Below are 21,837 nucleotides of genomic sequence, written 5' to 3'. Positions count from 1 at the left end.
GCATGCCCGTGGTGCGGCGGGGGCAGTCGCGCAGGCGCGGTGGCGGGCGCATCGCGCGGGTGCGTTGTCCAGGCCCGCTACATCGGCCGGTCGGATCGCCGCACTTGTCAGGATTCTCCGACTTGGCACCTGTGGATAATTTTGTGCAATGTTGCCGTCGTTGCGCGAGAAACTCCCTGCAATCTCCCTCTAGAGAAGAAATGCACACCGGGAAGCCGGTTTCTGTGGATAAGTTAATTTCATAGCAACTTAGTCAAGTGCTGTGTGGGCGTTGAGGAGGCAGTCGATGAAGGCCTGCGCCACACGGCTCGGCGCGGGCGATAAGCGCCACATGGCCACGAATTGGCAGCGGTATTGGAAGCGTTCTGGCCGCACAGCCCGCATCAAACCTTGGTTTTCAAAACTGGCCGCATAGTGGTCCGGCAGAAAGCCCAAAAAACACCCGGACAAAATCAAGGTGGCAATCGACTCCTGGTCAAACCCGGTGGCCGCACGCGGCAGCCGCACGCTGTGGCTCAGCTCCATATTGGGCGAGTGGTAGCCCAGGCCGGCAAAGGGGTAGCTGCGCAGCTGCTCCCAGTCCAGGTCTTCATGCGGCTGCTCCCACAGGTCATGGCCGGCGGCGCAGTACAGCTGCATGTTCTCGGCAAACAGATCGCGGTAGACCAGGCTGGCCGAGCTGCGGTGCGCCGGGATGATGCCCACATGAAAGCGCCCATCCATCAGGCCGCGCTCGATCGCGTTGATCGAGCTGACATGCAGCTGCAGGTTCACATCCGGCGCCTGGCCGTGGAACTGCGCAATCGCGCGGTGGATCTGGGCCTGCGGGTTGCTCACCGTCTTGTCGAAGATGGCGATCTCCAGATTGCCGCCCATGCGGGCGTGGATATCGTCAATGCGGCTGCGGAACAGATCGACGCCGCCCAGCAACTGCAAGGTGGCCTCGTAGACCTGGTGGCCCTCCGGCGTCAGCGCAAAGCCCGCGCGCCCGCGCCGGCACAGCACCATGCCCAGGCGGGTCTCCAGGTCCTTCATGTGGCGGCTCAAGGTCGATGTGCCGATGTTGAGCTCCAGCTCGGCCGCCGACATGCCCCCGCACTCCACCACGCTCTTGAAGACCTGCAGCAGCCGCAAATCCATATCGCTGAGCTGGCCCAGCACCGCGCGGGCACGGCGGGCAGCGGCAGGTGGGTGGGGCGGGGAGGCAAACACGGGAGGGCGGGCAGGCATCCGCATAGCTTAGCGGCTTTGGCGGCCGCCGCCCTCGGTGTTTACAGAACGTGTTTAGCGCACGCCTACCGCTGCGCCACGGAAGAGCTTGCTGAACTCACGCGGCTGGCTGCGCCAGTACTGGCGTGGTGCATCCACCTGCGCACCCAGGCTGGCGGCCGCATGCCAGGGCCAGCGCGGGTCGTACAAGGCAGCGCGGCCAATGGCGACGGCATCGGCCTGGCCCGAGGCCACAATGTGCTCGGCCTGCGCAGGCTCGGTCACCAGACCGACGGCAATGGTGGTCAGGCCCGTGGCCTGTTTGATGGCCTCGGCAAAGCCCACCTGGTAGCCCGGCTGCACGGGGATCTGCTGGGCGGTCGACAGCCCGCCCGAGGACACATGGATAGCGCTGCAACCCAGCGCCTTCAGCCCCTGGGCCAGCGCGATCGAGCCATCGATATCCCAGCCACCCGGCGCCCAATCCGAAGCGGAGATACGCACCCACACCGGCTTGGCTGCAGGCACGGCCGCGCGCACGGCGGCAAACAGCTCCAGCGGGTAGCGCAGGCGGTTCTCCAGGCTGCCGCCGTAGGCGTCGCTGCGGGTGTTGGATAGGGGCGAGAGGAACTCGTGCAGCAAATAGCCATGGGCCATGTGGATCTCGATGCCATCAATGCCCAGCGCATCGGCCGCCTTGGCCGCTGCCACAAACGCGTCCTTCACCTCTGCCAGCTCGGCAGGGCTCATCTCGGCCGGCGGCACCTCGCCCGCCGCATGGGCAATCGCCGAAGGTGCCTGCGCCACCCAGCCCCGGGGCGCATCAGGCGCAATCTGCGCAGCGCCTTCCCAAGGCAGGTGGCTGGATGCCTTGCGGCCCGCATGGGCCAGCTGGATAGCGACAGGAATGGCCGAGAGCTTGCGCAGCGACCCCATCAGCCGCCCCAGCGCCTGTTGGTTGTCGTCCGAGTAAATGCCCAGATCCGCATCGGTAATGCGCCCCACCGCCGATACCGCCGTGGCCTCCAGCACCAGCATGCCCGCGCCCGATACCGCGAGGCTGCCGTAGTGCATCAGATGCCAGTCATTGGCATTGCCCTCTTGCGCCGAGTACTGGCACATGGGGGCGATGACGATGCGGTTGGGGAGGGTGAGCTGGGACAGGGTGAGGGGCTGGAACAGCTGCGAGGGGGCGGGGTTGCTGGCGGGGGTTGGCGTGGTCAGCGAAGGGTCGGTAGTTCTTTGCATGGGTGGGTGTCTGTTGGGTCAATGCGCCGCAAGTGATGCGCGCAGCGGCAGAGCATGCGCAGCGCGGCTGCATCGACAGGTTGCAGGAACGGGGTACAGCGTAGTCCCATATTCAAACCTGGGTGCGGTGGGGGATAGTGGAGGGTTGACCTGTTGGGGGCATCGGCAGGAGGGCAATGCGGGAGGGAGCCCGGTTTGGGACGCCGGTTCTGCATTGGCGGGCTTTCTGAAGCCAAACAGGCAGGCTCCGCAGTGGATAGCAAGCGTCCTACTGTCCTCCGCTATTGGGCGCTTGCCCATCCACACGTAGGAGAAAAATCACCAATTACCCGACGACACCAACTCAGCCATCCTGTTTTCTGGATAGCTTTCCTTGTAAGTGGCTATGAGAAAGTTATATTTTTTGAATGCCGAGTTGCTGATTTTTTCAGAATATTGTTTTTTTATAAGGATGTCATAAAGGCCAAATGCTTCTCGTGGATCTGATATTCTATTTTCAATAAGATCATTGAGATTTTTGACGAAATTTTCTTCGTTAGAAAAGGCCCTGAGTGAACCCACCCAACTGGTATATTTTGAAACGCTGCCAACACCCAAGAGACTCATGTCGCTGACCATCTCAGGCTTGTTTTTGTTCAACAGTTTGAGAACGTCTTGCCGTTCATTGGCAGTCATGAATTTGGCTACTTCATAATTTTCCTCAAGGCTTGCTACCAAAACCTCGAATCCATAGCCATTGCCGGATCCGATGATCTCTGAAATGATCCTGTGCGCCTGCGAGACAGGGAGATGAAACATGTGTGCGAGTTCGCCATAGTATTCATCTTCGCTTATCAATCCATCGATTAATGCAGTCTTTAAAACCTGATAGGTGTCTTCGAAGTTGCCAGATCTCGAATAGTCAAAAAGCCTGTTGCGTTTTAGCTGTCGAACAACCTGGGGGTCAGGCTCAGCAGAGGCACCGGCCTTTTGCAACGAAGTATCAGCCCCTGGTTGAGTAAGCTGAATATCCGCTAGACTGCTGGCATCTTTGGATGCCACTACATTCCCAGAGGGTAGCTCGTCGTGGAAGGAGTTATTGGTGAAAAAAACACCCATGCTTCCCAAAATAAGTAATCCTGCGACTAAGGAAATCGCAATCGCTGATTTTCTATAATTATTCACAATTACCACCATGCCCTTTGCATGTTGTCATATACGCTCTTGGGTGTTTGAAGTCGGTGCCAAGCAGTGAGCGAACCAATGTGCCTGTACCATTTGTCAAGATTGTTTCTGTTTTCAAATGGTGCAGCTTTTACACCAGACAGAGGGTTTGAGTGAAGCGCGGATGTTCCACCCCAAGCATCTAAGACGAATGTATCGCATCGATAAATTCCTCGGGTAGGCTTTATTTTAGTTTGGCGTGGCTGGCAGCTTGAAACAAAGGGGGAGCAGTGTCTTTTTGAATAAAATCGAAAACCTTGCCTGGCTGCTGAGGATTGCGCTGTTGCAGTGTACTCCGCACCAATGAGGAATTTTATGTAAGCAGACTTGGCTGCCATTTCTCTTACCCCATGGGTAGACCCAGTCATTGACACCAAATCGCCGTTGTCCAATTCGGTCAAAGAACACTCTTTGGCATGGCAATACTTATGTCTTACATTGATGGTGACAGGAGATATGGTTTGCCATTTAGTGGGGTTGCTATTGTAAGCACTCCATGGCGTTCGCTTAATGGTATTGCGGGAATCTTTAAAACCGATGGCTTCAACTACCATTTCACCGTCCCAGACGCCAATGTGCCCAACATACCCTAGGCCCGTGGCATCCAAATCTCGTCCCACCACATCCCCAAAGTTGGCAGGCGGTGGTGTGCTATTGCCTCCGTAAGGGAATTGAACTTTGATAGGTGTGTTATCTATTTTTTCATGCGATCCATCATTGTAGATTGCATAGATCATGACGTCCTTCATCGTTCCATCCATCATGTCCGGGGGCGTCGCGACTGAAACATCGAATCCATGAAAATGAGAAGTGCTCCCGCAGGCATTCTTTACCGCTTCTTCTCTATGGTTGCCGGACTTTCCTGCACCAATTATTCTTCCGTTGGCATATATATGCACATCAACGATCTGCGCCGACCCTGGCCTACAAGCCCATCCTGCGAATCTATTGTGTTGAGCAATATCAACCCAACCTTTTGCAAAGGTCAACTGACAGGTTAATAGGAGAGCGGATGCGCATAGTGCGAAGTGAAGTTTTTTCATAGTTGTTTGCTTGAGCTATGCAAACAACTGTAGCTTCGGCGAATGTTTTTTCTATGAATCTTCTTTTATAAAAATGGAAGACACTTCGCATCAGTTACACTCTGTGTCGAATGAGGTTTAAATTTACTGCGTGTTGAGGCGTCCATTTTTTTCCGATATCAATATCTCAGTGTGTCCGAGCATATATAAATGAGGCTATCGGAGTGCTTTATAAGCTTGTGCGCAATTTGTTGTAGATAGGTCGCAATTTCGAGATAGCTATAACCATTTTATTAGAAGGGATGCAGCTGTTATTCCTATGCCTTGGTAATAAAAGCTATAACTTAGTATCAGTTGAATATCTATAAGGCAGCTAGACGTATACTAAAGTATGGCAATCATCCTTAGTTGACCTCAATAAAGCCTTTGACGCTGGCCTATCAAAAAACCATGCCTACCGCCCTCCTCCTCATCGACATCCAGCAATCCCTCTGCACCGGCCCAAACGCCGCCTGGGATTGCCCCACCCTGATCGCCCGCATCAACCAGGTCACCGCCGCCGCACGGCAGGCCAACACCCCCATCATCTGGGTGCGCCACGCCGAGCCTGGCCTGGAAGCGGGAACGCCCGGATGGCAACTGGCTGATGGCCTGCAGGTGGACCGCGCTGACCTGACCCTGGACAAGACCACCGGCGATGCGTTCTGGAAAACGGACCTGCTGCCCATGCTGCAAAACCTGGGCGTGCAGGAGCTGGTGATTGGCGGTATGCACACGGAGTACTGCGTGGATGTGACCACGCGCGCCGCGCTGCGCCATGGCTACCCTGTTGTTCTGCTAGAGGATGCCCACACCACTTGCGGCAATGCCGCTGTCACGCCGCAGCAGGTGATTGCGCACCACAACATCACCCTCAGCAGCACCAGCAGCTTTGGCCCGCGTGCGCGGTTGCAGACGGCGCAGCAGTGGGCGGACTCGGTCAGCCAGGCTTGAGAAACCCGGCTTGGCTGGGGTTAGCCCAAGGCGCTAGGAAGGCGTTCTAGCTCCCAAAGTGGAAGCGGCCCAGCGCAGTGCACGCTGGCGCTGCACCCTTTTCGTTCATGCTTGGCCCCTGTCAAGCGCGCAGATCACATATGCATCTGCGCATTCCTCAGTTGGAGTAGCTGCTTGCAACCGGCACAGTGCAAGCAGGCCCTGCCGTGATGGCAGCCTTTTCTCCCATCTACTGAAGGACGACACAGCATGACTATCCGCACAGCAGCGCATTGGCGCGTTTTGATTGCCGGCACCATCGCGGCAACCGTTTGGGGCGCGAGCCCTGCCTTTGCCAACACGCCGCAGGCGGTGCCTGCGGGCGCGCTGGTCAGCACCGAATGGCTGGCGGCCAACCTGCAGCGGCCCGATGTGCGGGTGATCGAGGTCAGCGTGAACCCGGGGCTGTATGAGCGGGCGCATATTCCGGGGGCGGTCAACTTCTCCTGGCACAACGATCTGAATGACAAGGTGCGCCGCGACATTGTCAGCAAGGAGGCGTTTGAGCAATTGCTGTCCAAGGGAGGGGTGAGCGACAACACCACCGTGGTGCTTTACGGCGACACTAACAACTGGTTTGCGGCCTGGGGCGCCTGGGTGTTTGATGTGTATGGCGTCAAGAACGTGAAGCTGCTCGATGGCGGCCGCAAGAAGTGGGAGGCCGAGAACCGTGCGCTGAACAACCGCGCACCGGACTACGCCGCCACCACCTACCGTGTGGGCCAGGTCAACACCGATTTGCGCGCCCGCCTGGGCGATGCGCTGGCGGCGGTGGAAGGCAAGGGCGCCACGCAGCTGGTGGATATCCGCTCGGCTGACGAATACCAGGGCAAGGTGTTTGCACCTGCCGGCGTGCCCGAGCTGTCGATCCGCGCGGGCCATATCCCTGGCGCAGTGAATGTGCCCTGGGGCAAGGCGGTCAATGAGGACGGCACCTTCAAATCGCGGGCCGATCTGCAAAAGCTCTATGCCGATGCCGGCATCGACGGCAGCAAGCCCATCATCACCTACTGCCGCATTGGCGAGCGCAGCAGCCACACCTGGTTTGCGCTGAGCAAGATCCTGGGCTACCAGGTGAAGAACTATGACGGCTCCTGGACCGAATACGGCAACAGCGTCGGTGTGCCGATCAACAACCCGGCCGGCACGATCTGGGCAGCCAAGTAAGCCGATTCTTTGGTGTATTGAATGTCTCCGCATGGGCTCGGTCCTGTGTTCACTGCCCGCCTTGCGCGGGCATTTTTTTGGATGTAATGCCATGACTGATTCCAGTGGGAGTTTGGGAGTTGCGGGCACTGCTGCCGGGCAGCGCGCGGCCGGGGCTGCCAGCGCTGCGAGCGCTTATTGGCAGCCGGTGGCAGCCGTGGTGCTGCTGCTGGCGCTATGGCTCTTGCAGCAGGCCTTGCTGCAGCGCGATGGCGGGCGCACCCTGGTGTTTGCGCTGGCGATTGGGCTGGCGCTGGGCGTGGTGCTGCAGCGGTCGCGCTTTTGTTTTTATTGCCATGCGCGCGATTGGCTGCAGCGCGATGACCCGCGCGGGATTTTGGCGATCATCCTGGCGCTGGCCGTGGGGCTTGTGGGCATGACGGTTGTGCAAAGCAGCTGGGTGCCCAACCCGCAGGCGGGGCAGTTGCCGCCGGATATGCACATTGGCCCGGTGAGCTGGGTGCTGGTGCTGGCGGGCCTGGCGTTTGGCGCGGGCATGCTGGTGTCGGGCTCCTGCATCAGCGCGCACTGGTACCGGCTGGCGGAGGGATCGGCCGCATCGCCGTTTGCGCTGCTGGGCACGGCGCTGGGCTTTGCGTTGGGCTTTCAGACCTGGAACCCGCTCTACAGCCTGGCGGTGGCCGATGCGCCCGTCGTCTGGCTGCCGCAGCACCTGGGCTATGGCGGCGCGCTGCTGCTGCAGCTGGGCGTGCTGGCGGCCTGGGCTGCCTGGGTGTGGCAGCGCCATGTGCAGCAGCGCCAGCGCAGCCTGCCGCTGCCTGCAGTACCCGCAACGGCCGCCCCGCACAGCTTGCCCGCGCTATGGCGCAGCCTGTGGCAAGGGCGCTGGAACTATGCCTTGGGCGGCCTGCTGGTGGGGCTGATTGCCACCGCCGCCATTGTGCGCATGCGGCCTTTAGGCGTGACGGCCTTGCTCGGCAGCCAGGTGCGCGGCGCGTTGCAAGGCCAGGGCTGGGTGCCTGAGCGGCTCAATGGCCTGGATGGCTTTGCCGGCTGCGCCACCTTGCCGGCAGCCACCTGGGCCACGCCCAATGCGCTGGTGCTGCTGGGCTTGCTGGCCGGCGCGTTTATCGCCGCGTTTGCCAGTGGCCAGTTCCGCCCGCGCCTGCCTACCGGGCGTGATGCGGGCCGGGGATTGCTCGGCGGGGTGCTGCTGGGCTGGGGCGCCATGACCGGTATTGGCTGCACCGTGGGCACCTTGTTGTCCGGCGGCATGGCGGGGGCGCTGAGCGGCTGGGTGTTTGGTGCGGCCATGCTGCTGGTGCTGTGGCTGGGGTTTCGGCTGCAGACCTGGTGGGCGAGCCGGGCTTGATGGGGCAGGGTGCGCATGCCGGGTTAACGGCAGTTGCTTGGCTGTGATCTGGTGGCTTGATGCTATGGATTTGGTAGTGCATTGAGCCCCTGCGCCAGTCGGCTGTCACACCCGAGCTGTGGTTTTGGCGCTATATTTCCAGTCGCTTGCCACACCCACGGGATCGACCATGCTTTTAGGCCTTGCCGCCAACCGTTTGCACCACCAGAACGAGGATGCTGCACTGTTCAGCTTTTTGCGCGCCTGCGAGCAGGGGATCCGGGAGCTGAACATCGGGTTCCATGCGGTGGGCCGCACCTATGACGCGATTGCAGCGGCAGAAATGCTCAAAGGCTACAAGGGCATGGTGCGCTACCCCTATGGCCGCGAAGGCGGGTTGATGAAGCTGGTGGCCGAGGTCGTAGGCATGCCCGGCGACAACCGCGTGCTCGATGGCGCGATCTACCTGATCGACCCGGTGGACCCCTCGTCGATCTTCCCCGAGGCGCTGGCCTTGAAGCGCCAGTGCGTGATCCATGGCAAACCCTTTATCTCGACGGCAGCCAGCGCGCGCGACTGGGTGGAGATGGAACGCATCCACGCCGGTCTGGCGCCCGACCGCCATGCCGACCGCCTGCACGACTATGGCAACCAGACCCTGGCGCTGATTGCCCATGATGCGATGAAGCCGGCGATGCTGGAGTTTTGCGAGCGCAATTTTGCGCTGCTCTCGCGCTACCGCCGCCGCGTGGGCACCGGCACCACCGGCCAAAAGCTCAACGAGCTGGCCTGGAGCAAGGGCTGGCCGGTTGACAAGCCCTGGGTGGACCGCTTCAACAGCGGCCCGCTGGGGGGTGACGCACAAATTGCCGACCTGGTGCTGGAGCGCCGCTGCCAGCGCGCGATCTTCTTTGAAGACCCGCATGTGGCCCGCCAGCATGAGGCCGATATCCAGCTGCTGGAGCGGGCGGTGACGACCGTGACCCAGGAGGTGGTGTGCATGACCTCGCCAGCGGTGGCCCAGCGCTGGTGCGATGCGGCGGTCAAACGCTAAGCCCTACCTCGTCAGAAATCAGCCTGCCGGCACCTCGTTGGCCACCTCGATCAGGTTCTCATCCGGATCGTAGAAATACACCGACTGCAGCGTGGCCTGCGCACCCGTCGCCCGCACCGGGCCTTGCACGATGGCGACCTGCTCGCGCTGCAGGTGGGCGATGACCTCAGCCAAGGGCATGCGGGTCAGAAAGCAGATATCGGTAGAGCCAGGGGTCGCATGTTTCACGTTCGGGTCGACGACATGGCCGACCTCGTGCAGGTTGATCTTTTGCCGGCCAAAGTGCAGCGCGTGGCGGCCAGGCTTGAACTCCTTGGCTTCCATGCCCAGCACCCGCTCGTAAAAGGCAATGCTGCGCGGGATGCTGTGCACGGTGAGCACCAGGTGGTCCAGGGCATCGACCAGAGCGGTGGTGGTAGGCATGGGGATTGCTCCAAAGGTGGATTTCAGGGCGCAGTATGCGCCCAAGCTGGGCGGTGCTCTGTGCTGCGCGTTGCAACCGCTGCCCCATGCCAAAAAGCCGCAGCGCCCCATGGCGTCTGCGGCTGGCCGTTATGGCGCGTGGCCCGCTGCTCAGGCCTGCTGCGGCGCCAGTGTCTTGGTGTAGAGCGCGGCGCCGTTCAGGTCCTTGAGCACCACGGTCAGCGCCCGGCTTTGGTGGTCAATATCGAGCTGGCCAAAGAACTGGTAGCCCTCGCTGGGGGCGGAGTTGGCCTTGGGCGGCGCCTTGTGAAAGACAACATCGAGGCCAAAGGTCTGGTCGGCCTCATTGGGCCCAAAGCCGCCGGCATTGAGCGGGCCGGAGACAAATTCCCAGAACGGCGCGAAATCCTTGAACTGCGCGCGCTCGGGGCTGTAGTGGTGGGCGGCGGTGTAGTGCACATCGGCGGTGAGCCAGACCACGTTGTGGATGCCCGCGTCCTTGATGCCCTTCAACAGGCGTGCCATCTCCAGCTCGCGCCCCTTGGGCACGCCATGCTCGCCATTGGCAATGGCCTCCCACTGGTCGCGGCCTTCGGCGTCCTTGCCGTCGGGCACAAACAGGCCGATGGGCATGTCGGCGGCAATCAGCTTCCAGGTGGCGGTGCTGGCCTTGAGGCCCGCCAGCAGCCAGTCGAGCTGGGGGCGGCCCAGAAAGTCGGTTTCGGCGCCTTCGGCGGCCTGCAGGTTGTGGCTGTTGGGGCCACGGTAGCTGCGCATGTCCAGCACAAAGATATCGGCCAGCGGGCCTTGCGGCAGGTGGCGGTAGACGCGCTGCTGCTCGGCCGCACCAAAGGGGCGCATGGGCGCGTATTCCATAAAGGCGCGGCGGCCCCGGGCGGTGAGCAGCTGCACATTCTTTTCGGAATAGCGCTTGTCGTTGGCTACGCTCTTGCTGTCCGAGTAGTTGTTGGTGACCTCATGGTCGTCCCACTGCCAGATCTGCGCCACCTCGCTGCCCAGCGCGCGCACGTTGCGGTCCATCAGGTTGTAGCGGTAGCGGCCCCGGTATTCGTCCAGCGTCTCGGCCACCTTGGCGACCTGGGGCGTGACCAGGTTCTTCCAGGTGCTGCCATCGGGCAGCGCGACGGTCTCGGCGATGGGGCCATCGGCATAGATGGTGTCGCCGCTGTGCAGAAACACATCGGGGTTGGCCTTGCGCATCTCGTCATAGATGCGCATGCCGCCGATGCCCTCGTTGATGCCAAAGCCCTGGCCCACGGTGTCGCCGCTCCACACCAGGCGAAAGGGGCGGGTGGCAGGGCCCTGGCTGGCCAGCGGGGTGCGGAAATGCCCCAGCACCGCCGGGCTGCGGGTGTTGCTGCTGGCCAGGTCATCGAGCAGCACGCGGTAGAAGATGTCCTGCCCGGCGGGCAGGCCCTGCAGATCGACGCGGCCGGTGCCATCGCTATCGGGCAGCAGATCGGGCCCGCGCACCAGCGTGCTTTGGGCAAAGCTACTGGTGGTGGACCATTCCACGCGCATGCGCGCCTCGCGGCTGGCCCGCGCCCAGACGATGGCGCTGTGGGCCAGCACATCACCGCTTTGCAGGCCCGACAGCAGCATCGGCCGCGCAGCATCCTGGGTGATGGCGGCAGGGGCCATTTGCGCGCGCAGGATGCCGGGCAGCAGGCCCGTGCCAGCAATGGCGCTGGAAGAGAGCAGAAAGCGGCGGCGGGCTAAAGGGTCGTGGGAGGTCATGGTGGCGGTACCGGTGGCAGCAAAAACGCCACGATAGCCAGGGCCTGTGACACCGGGATGAAGTATGAAACAGCGTGTTAACGCTTTCTGCTTCAGCGATGAAAGCTATAGTATTAGTAGCATTTTCTATGCTGGAAAGCAGCAGATGCAGCCACGGCTGGCTGCGTTTTGCGGGCTTGTGTGGACGGTATTACTTGCGGAATTCAGCAAGTGAGCTTTGATATCTCATTCTTTGAATAAGCATCCGCGCACCCCACAATGGCGTATCAACACCGGTAGCCGCTTAGCGGATTCAAGGAGCAGACATGAGCTTTGTGCAGATTGACGATACGACGGGCAGCACGCAGCTGCGCACCGATGCGGCCTGGCTGGACGCACACTGGATGCCCTTTACCGGCAACCGCAACTTCAAGGCCAAGCCGCGCATGATCGTCAGCGGCCAGGGCGCCTACTACACCGATGCCGATGGCCGCAAGATTTTTGACGGCCTCTCGGGCCTGTGGTGCTCGGGCATTGGCCATGGCCGCAAGGAAGTGGCCGAGGCGATTGGCAAGGCGGCGCTGCAGCTCGATTACGCACCGGCTTTCCAGTTTGGCCACCCGGCCTCGTTTGCGCTGGCCAACAAGATCAAGGAACACACGCCAGCGGGCCTGGACCATGTGTTCTTCACCGGCTCCGGCTCGGAAGCGGCCGACACCTCGCTCAAGATGGTGCGCGCCTACTGGCGCTTGAAGGGCCAGGCCGGCAAGACGGTGCTGGTGGGCCGCGAAAAGGGCTACCACGGCGTGAACTACGGCGGCATCTCGGTGGGCGGCATTGCCGGCAACCGCAAGATGTTTGGCCAGGGCATTGTGGCCGACCACCTGCCCCATACCCAGCCGCCAGCTGGCACCTTCCAGAAGGGCATGTCCGATGAAGGCGGCCGCGCGCTGGCCGACAAGCTGCTCGATGTGATCGCGCTGCATGACGCGAGCAATATCGCAGCGGTGATCGTCGAGCCGTTCTCGGGCTCGGCCGGCGTGGTGATCCCGCCCAAGGGCTACCTGGAGCGCATCCGCGAGATCTGCACGCAAAACGGCATTCTGCTGATTTTTGATGAAGTCATCACCGGCTTTGGCCGCTGCGGTGCCTGGACGGGCGCAGAAGCCTTTGGCGTGGTGCCCGACATCATGAACTTTGCCAAGCAGGTGACCAATGGCGCCCAGCCGCTGGGTGGCTGCGTGGTGACCAAGGAAATCTACGACACCTTCATGGCCGCAGGCGGCCCCGAGTACATGCTGGAGTTTGCCCACGGCTACACCTACTCGGCCCACCCGGTGGCCTGCGCGGCTGGCGTGGCGGTGATGGACATTCTGGAAAAAGAAGACATGCCCGGCCGCGTCAAGGCGCTGGCGCCTTACTTTGAAAACGCCGTGCACAGCTTGAAGGGCGCCAAGCACATCGCCGACATCCGCAACTACGGCCTGGCTGCTGGCTTTACGATTGCCGCGCTGCCCGGCGAGCCGGCCAAGCGCCCTTATGAGATCGCTATGAAGTGCTGGGAAAAAGGCTTCTACGTGCGCTACGGTGGCGACACCATCCAGCTGGCGCCGCCCTTTATCAGCGAAAAGGCCGAGATCGACCGTTTGATCAACGCGCTGGGTGACGCACTGGCTGAAACCAACTGATTCACCTATAACTGCCCTCGTATCTGGCGCCCTGTTTCAGGGCGCCGGTGCTGTTTTTGAATTGCATCCAAGAGAGACTGACATGAACCACGACAAGAATGTGACGGCCACGGTAGGCCATTTGATCGACGGCAAGATCGTGCACGATGGCGGCCGCACGCAGCCGGTGTTCAACCCGGCAACGGGCCAATCGACGGTGAGCGTGGAGCTGGCCAGCAAGGCGACCGTGGAGGCCGCGATTGCCTCTGGCGAAAAGGCCTTCCCCGCCTGGCGCAATACGCCGCCGCTCAAGCGCGCGCGCATCATGGGCCAGCTCAAGGTGCTGCTGGAGCAGAACGCCGACAAGATCGCCGCGATGATCACCGCCGAGCACGGCAAGGTGCTGGCCGATGCGCATGGCGAGCTGCAACGCGGTATCGAGAACGTCGAGTTCGCCAGCTACGCGCCCGAGCTGCTCAAGGGCGAGCACAGCCGCAATGTGGGCCCCAATATCGACAGCTGGAGCGAGTTCCAGGCGCTGGGTGTGACAGCGGGCATCACGCCCTTCAACTTCCCCGCAATGGTGCCTTTGTGGATGTGGCCCATGGCCGTGGCCTGCGGCAATACCTTTGTGCTCAAGCCCTCCGAGCGCGACCCGACCAGCGCGCTCTTCATTGCCCAGCTGGCGCAAGAGGCTGGCCTGCCACCGGGCGTGCTCAACGTCGTCAATGGCGACAAGGAAGCGGTCGACACCCTGCTGCATGACCCGCGCGTCAAGGCGGTGAGCTTTGTCGGATCGACCCCGATTGCCGAGTACATCTACGGCGAAGGCTGCAAGAGCGGCAAGCGCGTGCAGGCGCTGGGCGGTGCCAAGAACCATGCGGTGGTGATGCCCGATGCCGACATCAGCAACGCGGTGACCGCGATGATGGGCGCCGCTTACGGCAGCTGCGGCGAGCGCTGCATGGCCGTGCCGCTGGTGGTGGCCGTGGGCGACGAGGTGGCCGAGCAGATGATTGCGGGCCTCAGCGCCGAGATCGCCAAGATGAAAGTGGGCCCGGGCACCGACAACGGCAATGACATGGGTCCGCTGATCACCAAGCCGCATTTCGAGAAGGTCAAGGCCTATGTGGACAGCGGTGTGCAAGAGGGCGCCAAGCTGCTGATCGACGGGCGCAGCCTGCAGGTGGCAGGTCACGAGGAAGGCTACTTCCTGGGCCCCTGCCTCTTCGACAACGTGCGCCCCGGCATGAAGATCTACCAGGAGGAGATCTTTGGCCCGGTGCTGGGCATTGTGCGCGTCAAGACCTTGCAGGAGGCGATGGACCTGATCAACGCGCACGAGTACGGCAACGGCACCTGCATCTTCACCCGCGATGGCGAAGCAGCCCGCTATTTCAGCGACCATATTCTGGTGGGCATGGTCGGCATCAATGTGCCGCTGCCCGTTCCCGTCGCCTACCACTCGTTCGGCGGCTGGAAGCGCAGCCTGTTTGGTGACCTGCACGCCTACGGCCCCGATGCCGTGCGCTTCTACACCAAGCGCAAGACCATCACCCAGCGCTGGCCCAGCGCCGGTGTGCGCGATGGCGCGGTGTTCAGCTTCCCCAGCAGCCGCTAAGACCTGGATGCAGCCGCCCCGCGAAGGGCCAGGCTGCAAGTTGGTGCGTTTCTTGCGAAGGCTGAGGCCTTTGCCCCCAGCCTTTGCACCATGCGCACCAGCACCGCCCACCGCCGATCGCCGGACACCGCCGCTTCAGCTGAAGCCGCAGCCCGCAGCACCTCCCCCAGCACGCCACCGGCACACCCACCGGTGGCGGCTTTGTCTGCGGCTGTGCCCGCACCGAATCCCACGCCGGTGCCCACGTCCGATCTCCCATCCGACAGCCTGTTCAACCTCTCGCTGGCCAAGGGCCTGCAGGTGCTGTGTGCCTTCAACGCCGCGCACCGCAGCATGACCCTGGCCGAGATTGCGCAGGCTGCCGGCATGACCAAGGCCTCGGCGCAGCGCTCGGTGCATACCTTGCAGGCGCTGGGCTATATCGGCAAGCACCCGAGCACGCGGCGCTTTGTGCTGCTGCCGCGGGTGGTGGAGCTGGGCTTCAACTACCTGGAAGCGCATCCGATGATCAGCGCCGCCCACACCTATCTGGCGCAGCTGGCGCGGCAAAGCGGTGAGACGGCGACCCTGTCCGAGCCCGCAGGCACGCACATGGTCTACCTGGCCCAGGTGCTGACGACGCAGCACATCCCCGTGCTGACACCGGTGGGCACCCAGGTGCCGCTGTACGCCAGCAGCTGCGGGCGCGCCTACCTGAGCCAGCTGCCTGCGCCAGAGGCGCGCGCGCTGCTGCAGCAGGCGCCGATGCCCGCGCGCACCCGCGCCACCCTTACGACGGTGGATGCCGTCATGGAGCGCCTGGCACAGTGCCAGCAAACGGGCTATGCCACCAACTGCGAAGAGCTGTTTCTGGGCGACATGGGCATTGCCGCGCCGGTGTTCAATGCGCGCGGCGTGGTGGTGGGCGCCATCCACCTGGCACCGCCCACCAGCCGCTGGAACATGGCCGATGCCCAGCAGGCGCTGGCGCCGCTGGTGATTGAATGCGCGCGGGCGGTGTCGCAGCTATTGCCGGCTGACTAAAAAAACGCGGAGCCCGAGCGCTCCACGTTCTTCTACCGCTTTGATGGCCTTTCAGCGCCGTATCAGGCTACACCGGCATGCGCCAGCATCGCATGCAGCAGCACATTGCAGCCAGCGGCCAGGTGCTCGGATTTGGCGTCCTCGATCTCGTTGTGGCTAATGCCATCCTTGCAGGGCACAAAGATCATCGCGGTGGGCGCCACGCTGTGCACATAGACGGCGTCATGGCCGGCGCCGCTGACGACCTCCATGTGGTCGTAGCCCAAGGTGTCGGCCGCGCCACGCACGCTGGCCACGCAGTCGGGGTGGAAGATGCAGGGCGCAAAGCGCACCACCTGCGTGATCTCCACCTGGCATTGGCACTGGGCGGCCAGCCGCGCAAACTCGGCGCGCATGGCGGCGTCCATCGCATCCAGGCCGGTCTGCGAGAGGTTGCGAAAGTCGACACTGAACTTGAGCTGGCCCGGGATCACATTGCGGGAGTTGGGCAGCACCTGCAGATGGCCGACGGTGCCGCGCCCGTGTGGTGCTTGGTCCAGCGCAATGCGGTTGACGGCATCGACCATGCGGGCAGCGGCCAGCATCGCGTCATGGCGCAGGTTCATCGGCGTGGGGCCGGCATGGGCGTCCATGCCGGTGACGGTCACGTCATACCACTGCTGGCCCAGCGCGCCGCTGACGATGCCAATCGGCTTGTCATAGGCTTCGAGGACAGGGCCTTGCTCGATATGCGCTTCAAAGTAAGCGGCAAACGCGCCACCGGGCACATCACCGCAGGCCACATCGCCCAGGTAGCCGATGCGGGCCAGCTCAGCGCCCACGGTAATGCCTGCACCATCTTGTTGCGAGCGGATGTGGTCTGCACCAAAAATTCCCGCAAATGCACCAGAGCCCATCATCACCGGCGTGAAGCGCGTGCCTTCCTCGTTCATCCAGAAGGCCACTTCCAGCGGCGCGCGGGTCTGGATGCCATGGCTGTTGAGCGTGCGCACCACCTCCAGCCCGGCGAGCACGCCGTAGTTGCCATCGAACTTGCCGCCGGTGGGCTGGGTGTCGATATGGCTGCCGGTGGCCACGGCGCGTGCCTGCGGATCGGTGCCGGGGCGGCGGCCAAACACATTGCCCACTTCGTCCACGCGCACCTGCAGGCCTGCGTCGCGGAACCATTGCACGACCTGGTCACGGCCGGCCTTGTCCTCGTCGGTCAAGGCGATGCGGCAGACACCGCCCTTGGGCGTGGCCCCTATCTGGGCGAGGTCCATCAGCGATTGCCAGAGGCGGTTTTCATCAATGCGCAGGCTGTCTATTGGGGTCATGCGGGTACTCCTGAAAGTGAGGCGAACAATGCGCAGAGCGTTCGCATAAAGCATGCCAATAATATCGATGAATCAAACACTTGTATCGATAATCGATAGGTGTGATGTGGCACGCAGCTTGCTTTGGACTTGTCATCCCCCACTCCTTGGAAAGGTCCTGTGATGCAAGCGTCTTCCGGTTTCTCCGTCTCCCGTCCCGCGCTCAAAAGCCTGGCTCTGGCTGTCACCCTGGTGCTGGGCGCCGGTGCTGCCATGGCCCAGGAAAAGGTGCTGCGCATTGCGATGACTGCGGGCGATATCCCGCGCACCTCGGGCCAGCCCGACCAGGGTTTTGAAGGCAACCGTTTTACCGGCATTCCGATGTATGACGCGCTGACCCAGTGGGACCTGAGCAAGGCCGACAAGCCCAGCGAGCTGGTGCCGGGCCTGGCGCTGTCCTGGGAGGTGGATGCCAAGGACAAGACCAAGTGGCTGTTCAAGCTGCGCCCCGGTGTCAAGTTCCACGATGGCAGCGCCTTCACGGCCGATGCCGTGGTCTGGAACGTGAACAAGGTGCTGGACAAGGAGGCCGAGCAGTTTGACCCGGCCCAGGTGGGCGTGACCGCATCGCGCATGCCCACGCTCAAGTCCGCCAAGAAGATCGATGACCTGACGGTCGAGCTGACCACCACCGAGCCCGATTCCTTCTTGCCGATCAACCTGAGCAATCTGTTCATGGCCTCGCCCGCGCACTGGGCCAAGAAGCTGGCGGCAGTGCCGGCCTCCGTCAGCGGCAAGGCCGAGCGCAGCAAGGCCGCCTGGACGGCGTTTGCCGCCGACCCCTCGGGCACCGGCCCCTTCAAGGGCGCACGCCTGGTGCCGCGCGAGCGCTTTGAGATGGTGAAGAACGCCAGCTACTGGGACCCCAAGCGCACGCCGACCATCGACAAGGTGGTGCTGCTGCCGCTGCCCGAGGCCAACTCGCGCACTGCTGCGCTGATGAGCGGCCAGGTGGACTGGATCGAGGCGCCAGCGCCCGATGCGCTCGATGCCATCAAGGCACGCGGCTTCAAGGTGTACGCCAACCTGCAGCCCCACATCTGGCCATGGCAGTTCTCGTTTGTTGAGGGCTCGCCCTGGCTGGACAAGCGCGTGCGCCATGCGGCCAATCTGTGTGTGGACCGCGCCAGCATGAAGCAGCTCTTGAATGGCCAGATGGAACCTGCCACCGGCATCTTTGAGCCCGGCCACCCCTGGCGCGGCAGCCCCAGCTTCCAGATCAAGTACGACGTGAAGGCCGCCCAGGCGCTGATGACCCAGGCCGGCTACAGCGCCAGCAAGCCGATCAAGGTGAAGATCCAGACCTCGGCCTCGGGCTCGGGCCAGATGCAGCCGCTGCCGATGAACGAGTTCATCCAGCAGAACCTCAAGGAATGCTTCTTTGATGTCGAGTTCGATGTGGTGGAGTGGAACACGCTGTTCTCCGGCTGGCGCCTGGGGGCCAAGGACCCGGGTGCCAACAAGGCCAGTGCGACCAATGTGACGGCAGCCACCATGGATCCCTTCTTTGCGATGGTGCGCTTTGTCAGCACCAAGTCCTTCCCGCCGCTGTCCAACAACTGGGGCTTCTACAGCAACAAGCAGGTCGATGCGGTGGTGGACAAGGCCCGCACCACCTTTGATGCCAAGGAGCGCGACAAGGCCCTGGCCGAGCTGCACACCCTGGTGGTCGATGAGTCGCCCTTCCTCTTTGTGGCACACGATGTGGGCCCACGCGCCATGTCGGCCAAGGTCGGCCATGTGGTGCAGCCGCAAAGCTGGTTCATCGATATCGCGACGATGACGATGAAGTAAGCCGGGCGTCCCCGGGCATGCAGACCGGTGCTGAGACACCGCTGCATGCCGGGCGCAGGCCGATGGCCCAAACCGCCAGTGCGACCCCGCATGGTCCGCTTCTCCCCCACGAACCTCTGATCCGCCATGCTTGCCTACCTGTTCAGACGCATTGTCTACACCCTGCCCATCATGCTGGGCGTGGCCCTGCTGTGCTTTGCCCTGGTGCATATCGCGCCCGGCGACCCTCTGGTGTCGGTCTTGCCCGCCGATGCATCGGCCGAGCTGCAGGCCCAGATGCGCGAGCTCTACGGCTTTAACCGGCCGCTGCCCGAGCAGTTTCTGCGCTGGGTCTGGCGCGCGCTGCAGGGCGATCTGGGCCAGTCGATTGCCACCAGCCGGCCGGTGACCACCGAGGTGATGGCGGCCGTGGTCAACACCTTGCGTCTGGCCGTGGTGGCGACCTTGATCGGCTTTGTGCTGGGCAGCCTGTTTGGTTTTGTGGCGGGGTATTTCCGCAACTCCTGGGTGGACCGCAGCTGCTCGATGCTGTCGATGCTGGGCGTCAGCGTGCCGCACTACTGGCTGGGCATGGTGATGGTGATCGTCTTCTCGTCGCAGCTGATGTGGCTGCCTGCCACCGGCGCGGGGCCAGGTGGCTCGGGCGACTGGGCCTGGGACTGGGCGCATGTGCAGTTCATGATCCTGCCGGCCATCACGATGTCGGTGATCCCCATGGGCATCATTGCGCGCACCGTGCGGGCGCTGGTAGCTGAGCTGCTGGACCAGGAGTTCATCCTCGGCCTCAAGGCCAAGGGCCTGGGCCATCTGGGCATCTTCCGCCATGTGCTCAAAAATGCAGCGCCCACGGCGCTGGCGGTGATGGGCCTGCAGCTGGGCTACCTGCTGGGCGGCTCCATCCTGATCGAGACCGTGTTCTCCTGGCCGGGCACCGGCTTTTTGCTCAACCAGGCCATCTTCCAGCGCGATCTGCCGCTGCTGCAGGGCTCCATCCTGGTGCTGGCCGTTTTCTTTGTGCTGCTCAACCTCATCATCGACGTGGTGCAGACCCTGCTCGATCCCCGCATCGCCCGCTGAGCGCAGATCGCTGAGCGCAGATTTCTGGAGGTTCCGTCCCCATGACCAGTCTTTCCCTTCCCGATGCAGCAGCGGCCCAGGTGCAGCCGCTGCCGGCCCAGCGCTCACGCGGCTATTGGTCCTCGGTGCTGCAGCGCCTGCTGCGCGACCCGGTGGCCATGGGCGCGGCCGCCGTCATTGTGCTGCTGATTGTGGTGGCGGCGCTGGCGCCCTGGATCACGCCGTCCGACCCCTACCTGGCCTCCATGCTCAAGCGGCTCAAGCCCATTGGCACCGCGGGCCTGCCGCTGGGCAGCGATGAGCTGGGCCGCGACATGCTCTCGCGCCTGATGATGGGCGCACGCCTGTCGCTGTTCATGGGCATCACCCCGGTGCTGCTGGCCTTTGTGATCGGCACGGGCATTGGCATTGTGGCCGGCTACGCCGGTGGCCGCACCAACACGGTGATCATGCGCACCATCGATGTGTTCTATGCCTTCCCCTCGGTGCTGCTGGCCATTGCGCTGTCGGGTGCGCTGGGCGCGGGCATTTTCAACTCGCTGGTGTCGCTGACGATTGTCTTTATCCCGCAGATCGCCCGGGTGGCCGAGAGCGTGACGGCCCAGGCCCGCAACCGCGACTATGTGGAGGCGGCGCGCGCCACCGGGGCCAACGCCTTCACCATCGTGCGGGTGCATGTGCTGGGCAATGTGCTGGGCCCCATCTTTGTCTACGCCACCAGCCTGATTGCGGTGTCGATGATCCTGGCCTCGGGCCTGTCGTTTCTGGGCCTTGGCGTGAAGCCGCCCGAGCCCGAATGGGGCCTGATGCTCAATACCTTGCGCACGGCGATCTACACCCAGCCCTGGGTGGCGGCCTTGCCGGGGCTGATGATCTTCATCACCTCCATCTCCTTCAATCTGCTCTCCGATGGCCTGCGCTCGGCCATGGACAACAAGGGTTAAGCCATGCTCCAGCATTCTTCTTTAGCCCCTGCCGCCGCGCTGGCCGCCGATGTGGGTGGCCCGGCCCAGCCGCTGCTGACGGTGCGCGGCTTGACCAAGCATTTCCCGCTCAAGCAAGGCAAGCTGGTGCGCGCGGTCGATGGCGTGGATTTCGAGGTGCTCAAGGGCGAGACCCTGGGCGTGGTGGGCGAGTCCGGTTGCGGCAAGTCGACCACGGCGCGCCTGTTGATGCACCTGATGGACCCGACCGCCGGCGAGCTGGTGTTTGACGGCCGCACGGTGGGCTCGCGCGACCTGAGCCTCAAGGAGTTTCGCCGCCAGGTGCAGATGGTGTTCCAGGACAGCTATGCCTCGCTCAACCCGCGCCTGACGATCGAGGACTCGATCGCCTTTGGCCCGCAGGTGCATGGCGTCTCGCGCAAGGAATCAGTCGCCCGCGCCCACCACCTGATGGACCGGGTGGGCCTGGCGCCGGCCCGCTTTGCCGAGCGCTACCCGCATGAGCTCTCGGGCGGCCAGCGCCAGCGCATCAACATTGCGCGCGCACTGGCCTTGCAGCCGCGCATGGTGATCCTGGATGAAGCCGTCTCGGCGCTCGACAAATCGGTGGAGGCCCAGGTGCTGAACCTGCTGGCCGATCTGAAGCGCGAGTTTGGCCTGACCTATGTCTTCATCAGCCATGACCTGGGGGTGGTGCACTACATCAGCGACCGGGTGATGGTGATGTACCTGGGCCAGGTGGCCGAGATTGGCCCCTCGGATGCGCTATTTGCCGCGCCGGCCCACCCCTACACCAAGGCCTTGCTGTCGTCGGTGCCGTCGATGGACCCGAGCCACCGCACCCTGGTGGCACCGCTGGCCGGTGACCCGCCCAACCCCATCAACCCGCCCACGGGCTGCCGCTTTCACC

Annotated in this window: 18 protein-coding genes; 11 read left to right on the top strand and 7 right to left on the bottom strand. The window is 62.9% G+C overall.

Going from position 1 to position 21,837, the window contains the following annotated elements:
- Positions 1-249: 249 nt before the first annotated feature.
- From H928_RS0101570 to H928_RS31265, 4 genes are all read right to left on the bottom strand, one after another.
- Complete coding sequence (locus tag H928_RS0101570) at positions 250-1,230, bottom strand: LysR family transcriptional regulator (protein ID WP_373604899.1); 981 nt, start codon at positions 1,228-1,230, stop codon at positions 250-252.
- A gap of 54 nt (positions 1,231-1,284) precedes the next feature.
- Complete coding sequence (locus H928_RS0101565; RefSeq protein WP_021024913.1) at positions 1,285-2,457, bottom strand: NADH:flavin oxidoreductase/NADH oxidase; 1,173 nt, start codon at positions 2,455-2,457, stop codon at positions 1,285-1,287.
- A gap of 318 nt (positions 2,458-2,775) precedes the next feature.
- On the bottom strand, positions 2,776-3,633 hold the full coding sequence (locus H928_RS0101560; RefSeq protein ID WP_148293001.1) for a hypothetical protein: 858 nt from the start codon (positions 3,631-3,633) through the stop codon (positions 2,776-2,778).
- Positions 3,624-4,703 (bottom strand): hypothetical protein, encoded by a 1,080-nt coding sequence (locus tag H928_RS31265; protein ID WP_148293000.1) that lies wholly within the window; start codon positions 4,701-4,703, stop codon positions 3,624-3,626. The genes H928_RS0101560 and H928_RS31265 overlap by 10 nt, the downstream gene beginning before the upstream one ends.
- A gap of 429 nt (positions 4,704-5,132) precedes the next feature.
- Here H928_RS31265 and H928_RS0101555 point away from each other — a divergent pair, with 429 nt between their 5' ends.
- From H928_RS0101555 to H928_RS0101540, 4 genes are all read left to right on the top strand, one after another.
- Positions 5,133-5,675 (top strand): cysteine hydrolase family protein, encoded by a 543-nt coding sequence (locus H928_RS0101555; protein ID WP_027010416.1) that lies wholly within the window; start codon positions 5,133-5,135, stop codon positions 5,673-5,675.
- A 249-nt stretch (positions 5,676-5,924) separates the two neighbouring features.
- Positions 5,925-6,881: a sulfurtransferase gene (locus H928_RS0101550; RefSeq protein WP_027010415.1), complete on the top strand. Its 957-nt coding sequence runs from the start codon at positions 5,925-5,927 to the stop codon at positions 6,879-6,881.
- Positions 6,882-6,972: 91 nt separating this feature from the next.
- Positions 6,973-8,253, top strand: coding sequence for a YeeE/YedE family protein (locus tag H928_RS25690; protein WP_084635600.1), 1,281 nt, complete (start codon positions 6,973-6,975; stop codon positions 8,251-8,253).
- A 169-nt stretch (positions 8,254-8,422) separates the two neighbouring features.
- Complete coding sequence (locus tag H928_RS0101540) at positions 8,423-9,286, top strand: methylglyoxal synthase (RefSeq protein WP_021024908.1); 864 nt, start codon at positions 8,423-8,425, stop codon at positions 9,284-9,286.
- Between the two features lie 18 nt (positions 9,287-9,304).
- Here the strand turns inward: H928_RS0101540 and H928_RS0101535 are convergent, their stop codons facing one another.
- The gene (locus tag H928_RS0101535; protein WP_021024907.1) at positions 9,305-9,709 is read right to left on the bottom strand and encodes a VOC family protein; all 405 of its coding nucleotides are present in this window, start codon (positions 9,707-9,709) and stop codon (positions 9,305-9,307) included.
- 150 nt (positions 9,710-9,859) lie between these two features.
- Positions 9,860-11,467 (bottom strand): alkaline phosphatase, encoded by a 1,608-nt coding sequence (locus tag H928_RS0101530; RefSeq protein ID WP_021024906.1) that lies wholly within the window; start codon positions 11,465-11,467, stop codon positions 9,860-9,862.
- 305 nt (positions 11,468-11,772) lie between these two features.
- On the opposite strand from H928_RS0101530, the gene H928_RS0101525 reads away from it, so the two are divergent.
- The 3 genes from H928_RS0101525 (at position 11,773) to H928_RS0101515 (ending at position 15,757) form a co-directional block, all read left to right on the top strand.
- The gene (locus tag H928_RS0101525; protein WP_021024905.1) at positions 11,773-13,134 is read left to right on the top strand and encodes an aspartate aminotransferase family protein; all 1,362 of its coding nucleotides are present in this window, start codon (positions 11,773-11,775) and stop codon (positions 13,132-13,134) included.
- Positions 13,135-13,216: 82 nt separating this feature from the next.
- Positions 13,217-14,734, top strand: coding sequence for a CoA-acylating methylmalonate-semialdehyde dehydrogenase (locus tag H928_RS0101520; protein ID WP_021024904.1), 1,518 nt, complete (start codon positions 13,217-13,219; stop codon positions 14,732-14,734).
- Positions 14,735-14,824: 90 nt separating this feature from the next.
- A complete protein-coding gene (locus H928_RS0101515) occupies positions 14,825-15,757 on the top strand; it encodes an IclR family transcriptional regulator (RefSeq protein ID WP_021024903.1) in 933 nt (310 codons plus the stop codon).
- A gap of 62 nt (positions 15,758-15,819) precedes the next feature.
- Here H928_RS0101515 and H928_RS0101510 read toward each other — a convergent pair whose 3' ends face one another.
- Positions 15,820-17,073: a Zn-dependent hydrolase gene (locus H928_RS0101510; protein WP_027010413.1), complete on the bottom strand. Its 1,254-nt coding sequence runs from the start codon at positions 17,071-17,073 to the stop codon at positions 15,820-15,822.
- A 162-nt stretch (positions 17,074-17,235) separates the two neighbouring features.
- Between H928_RS0101510 and H928_RS0101505 the strand changes: the two genes are divergently transcribed.
- The 4 genes from H928_RS0101505 to H928_RS25685 form a co-directional block, all read left to right on the top strand.
- A complete protein-coding gene (locus H928_RS0101505) occupies positions 17,236-18,906 on the top strand; it encodes an ABC transporter substrate-binding protein (protein ID WP_021024901.1) in 1,671 nt (556 codons plus the stop codon).
- Between the two features lie 126 nt (positions 18,907-19,032).
- A complete protein-coding gene (locus H928_RS0101500; RefSeq protein ID WP_021024900.1) occupies positions 19,033-19,983 on the top strand; it encodes an ABC transporter permease in 951 nt (316 codons plus the stop codon).
- A 41-nt stretch (positions 19,984-20,024) separates the two neighbouring features.
- A complete protein-coding gene (locus H928_RS0101495) occupies positions 20,025-20,927 on the top strand; it encodes an ABC transporter permease (RefSeq protein ID WP_027010412.1) in 903 nt (300 codons plus the stop codon).
- Between the two features lie 3 nt (positions 20,928-20,930).
- Positions 20,931-21,837, top strand: a 907-nt coding sequence (locus tag H928_RS25685) for an ABC transporter ATP-binding protein (RefSeq protein WP_021024898.1), incomplete at its 3' end; no start/stop codon positions are given.

This window comes from Comamonas sp. B-9 (assembly GCF_000410635.1).
Classification (GTDB): Bacteria; Pseudomonadota; Gammaproteobacteria; order Burkholderiales; family Burkholderiaceae_C; genus Comamonas.
Note: the sequence above shows the minus strand (reverse complement) of the source record. Positions and strands in the feature narration are given on the sequence as shown.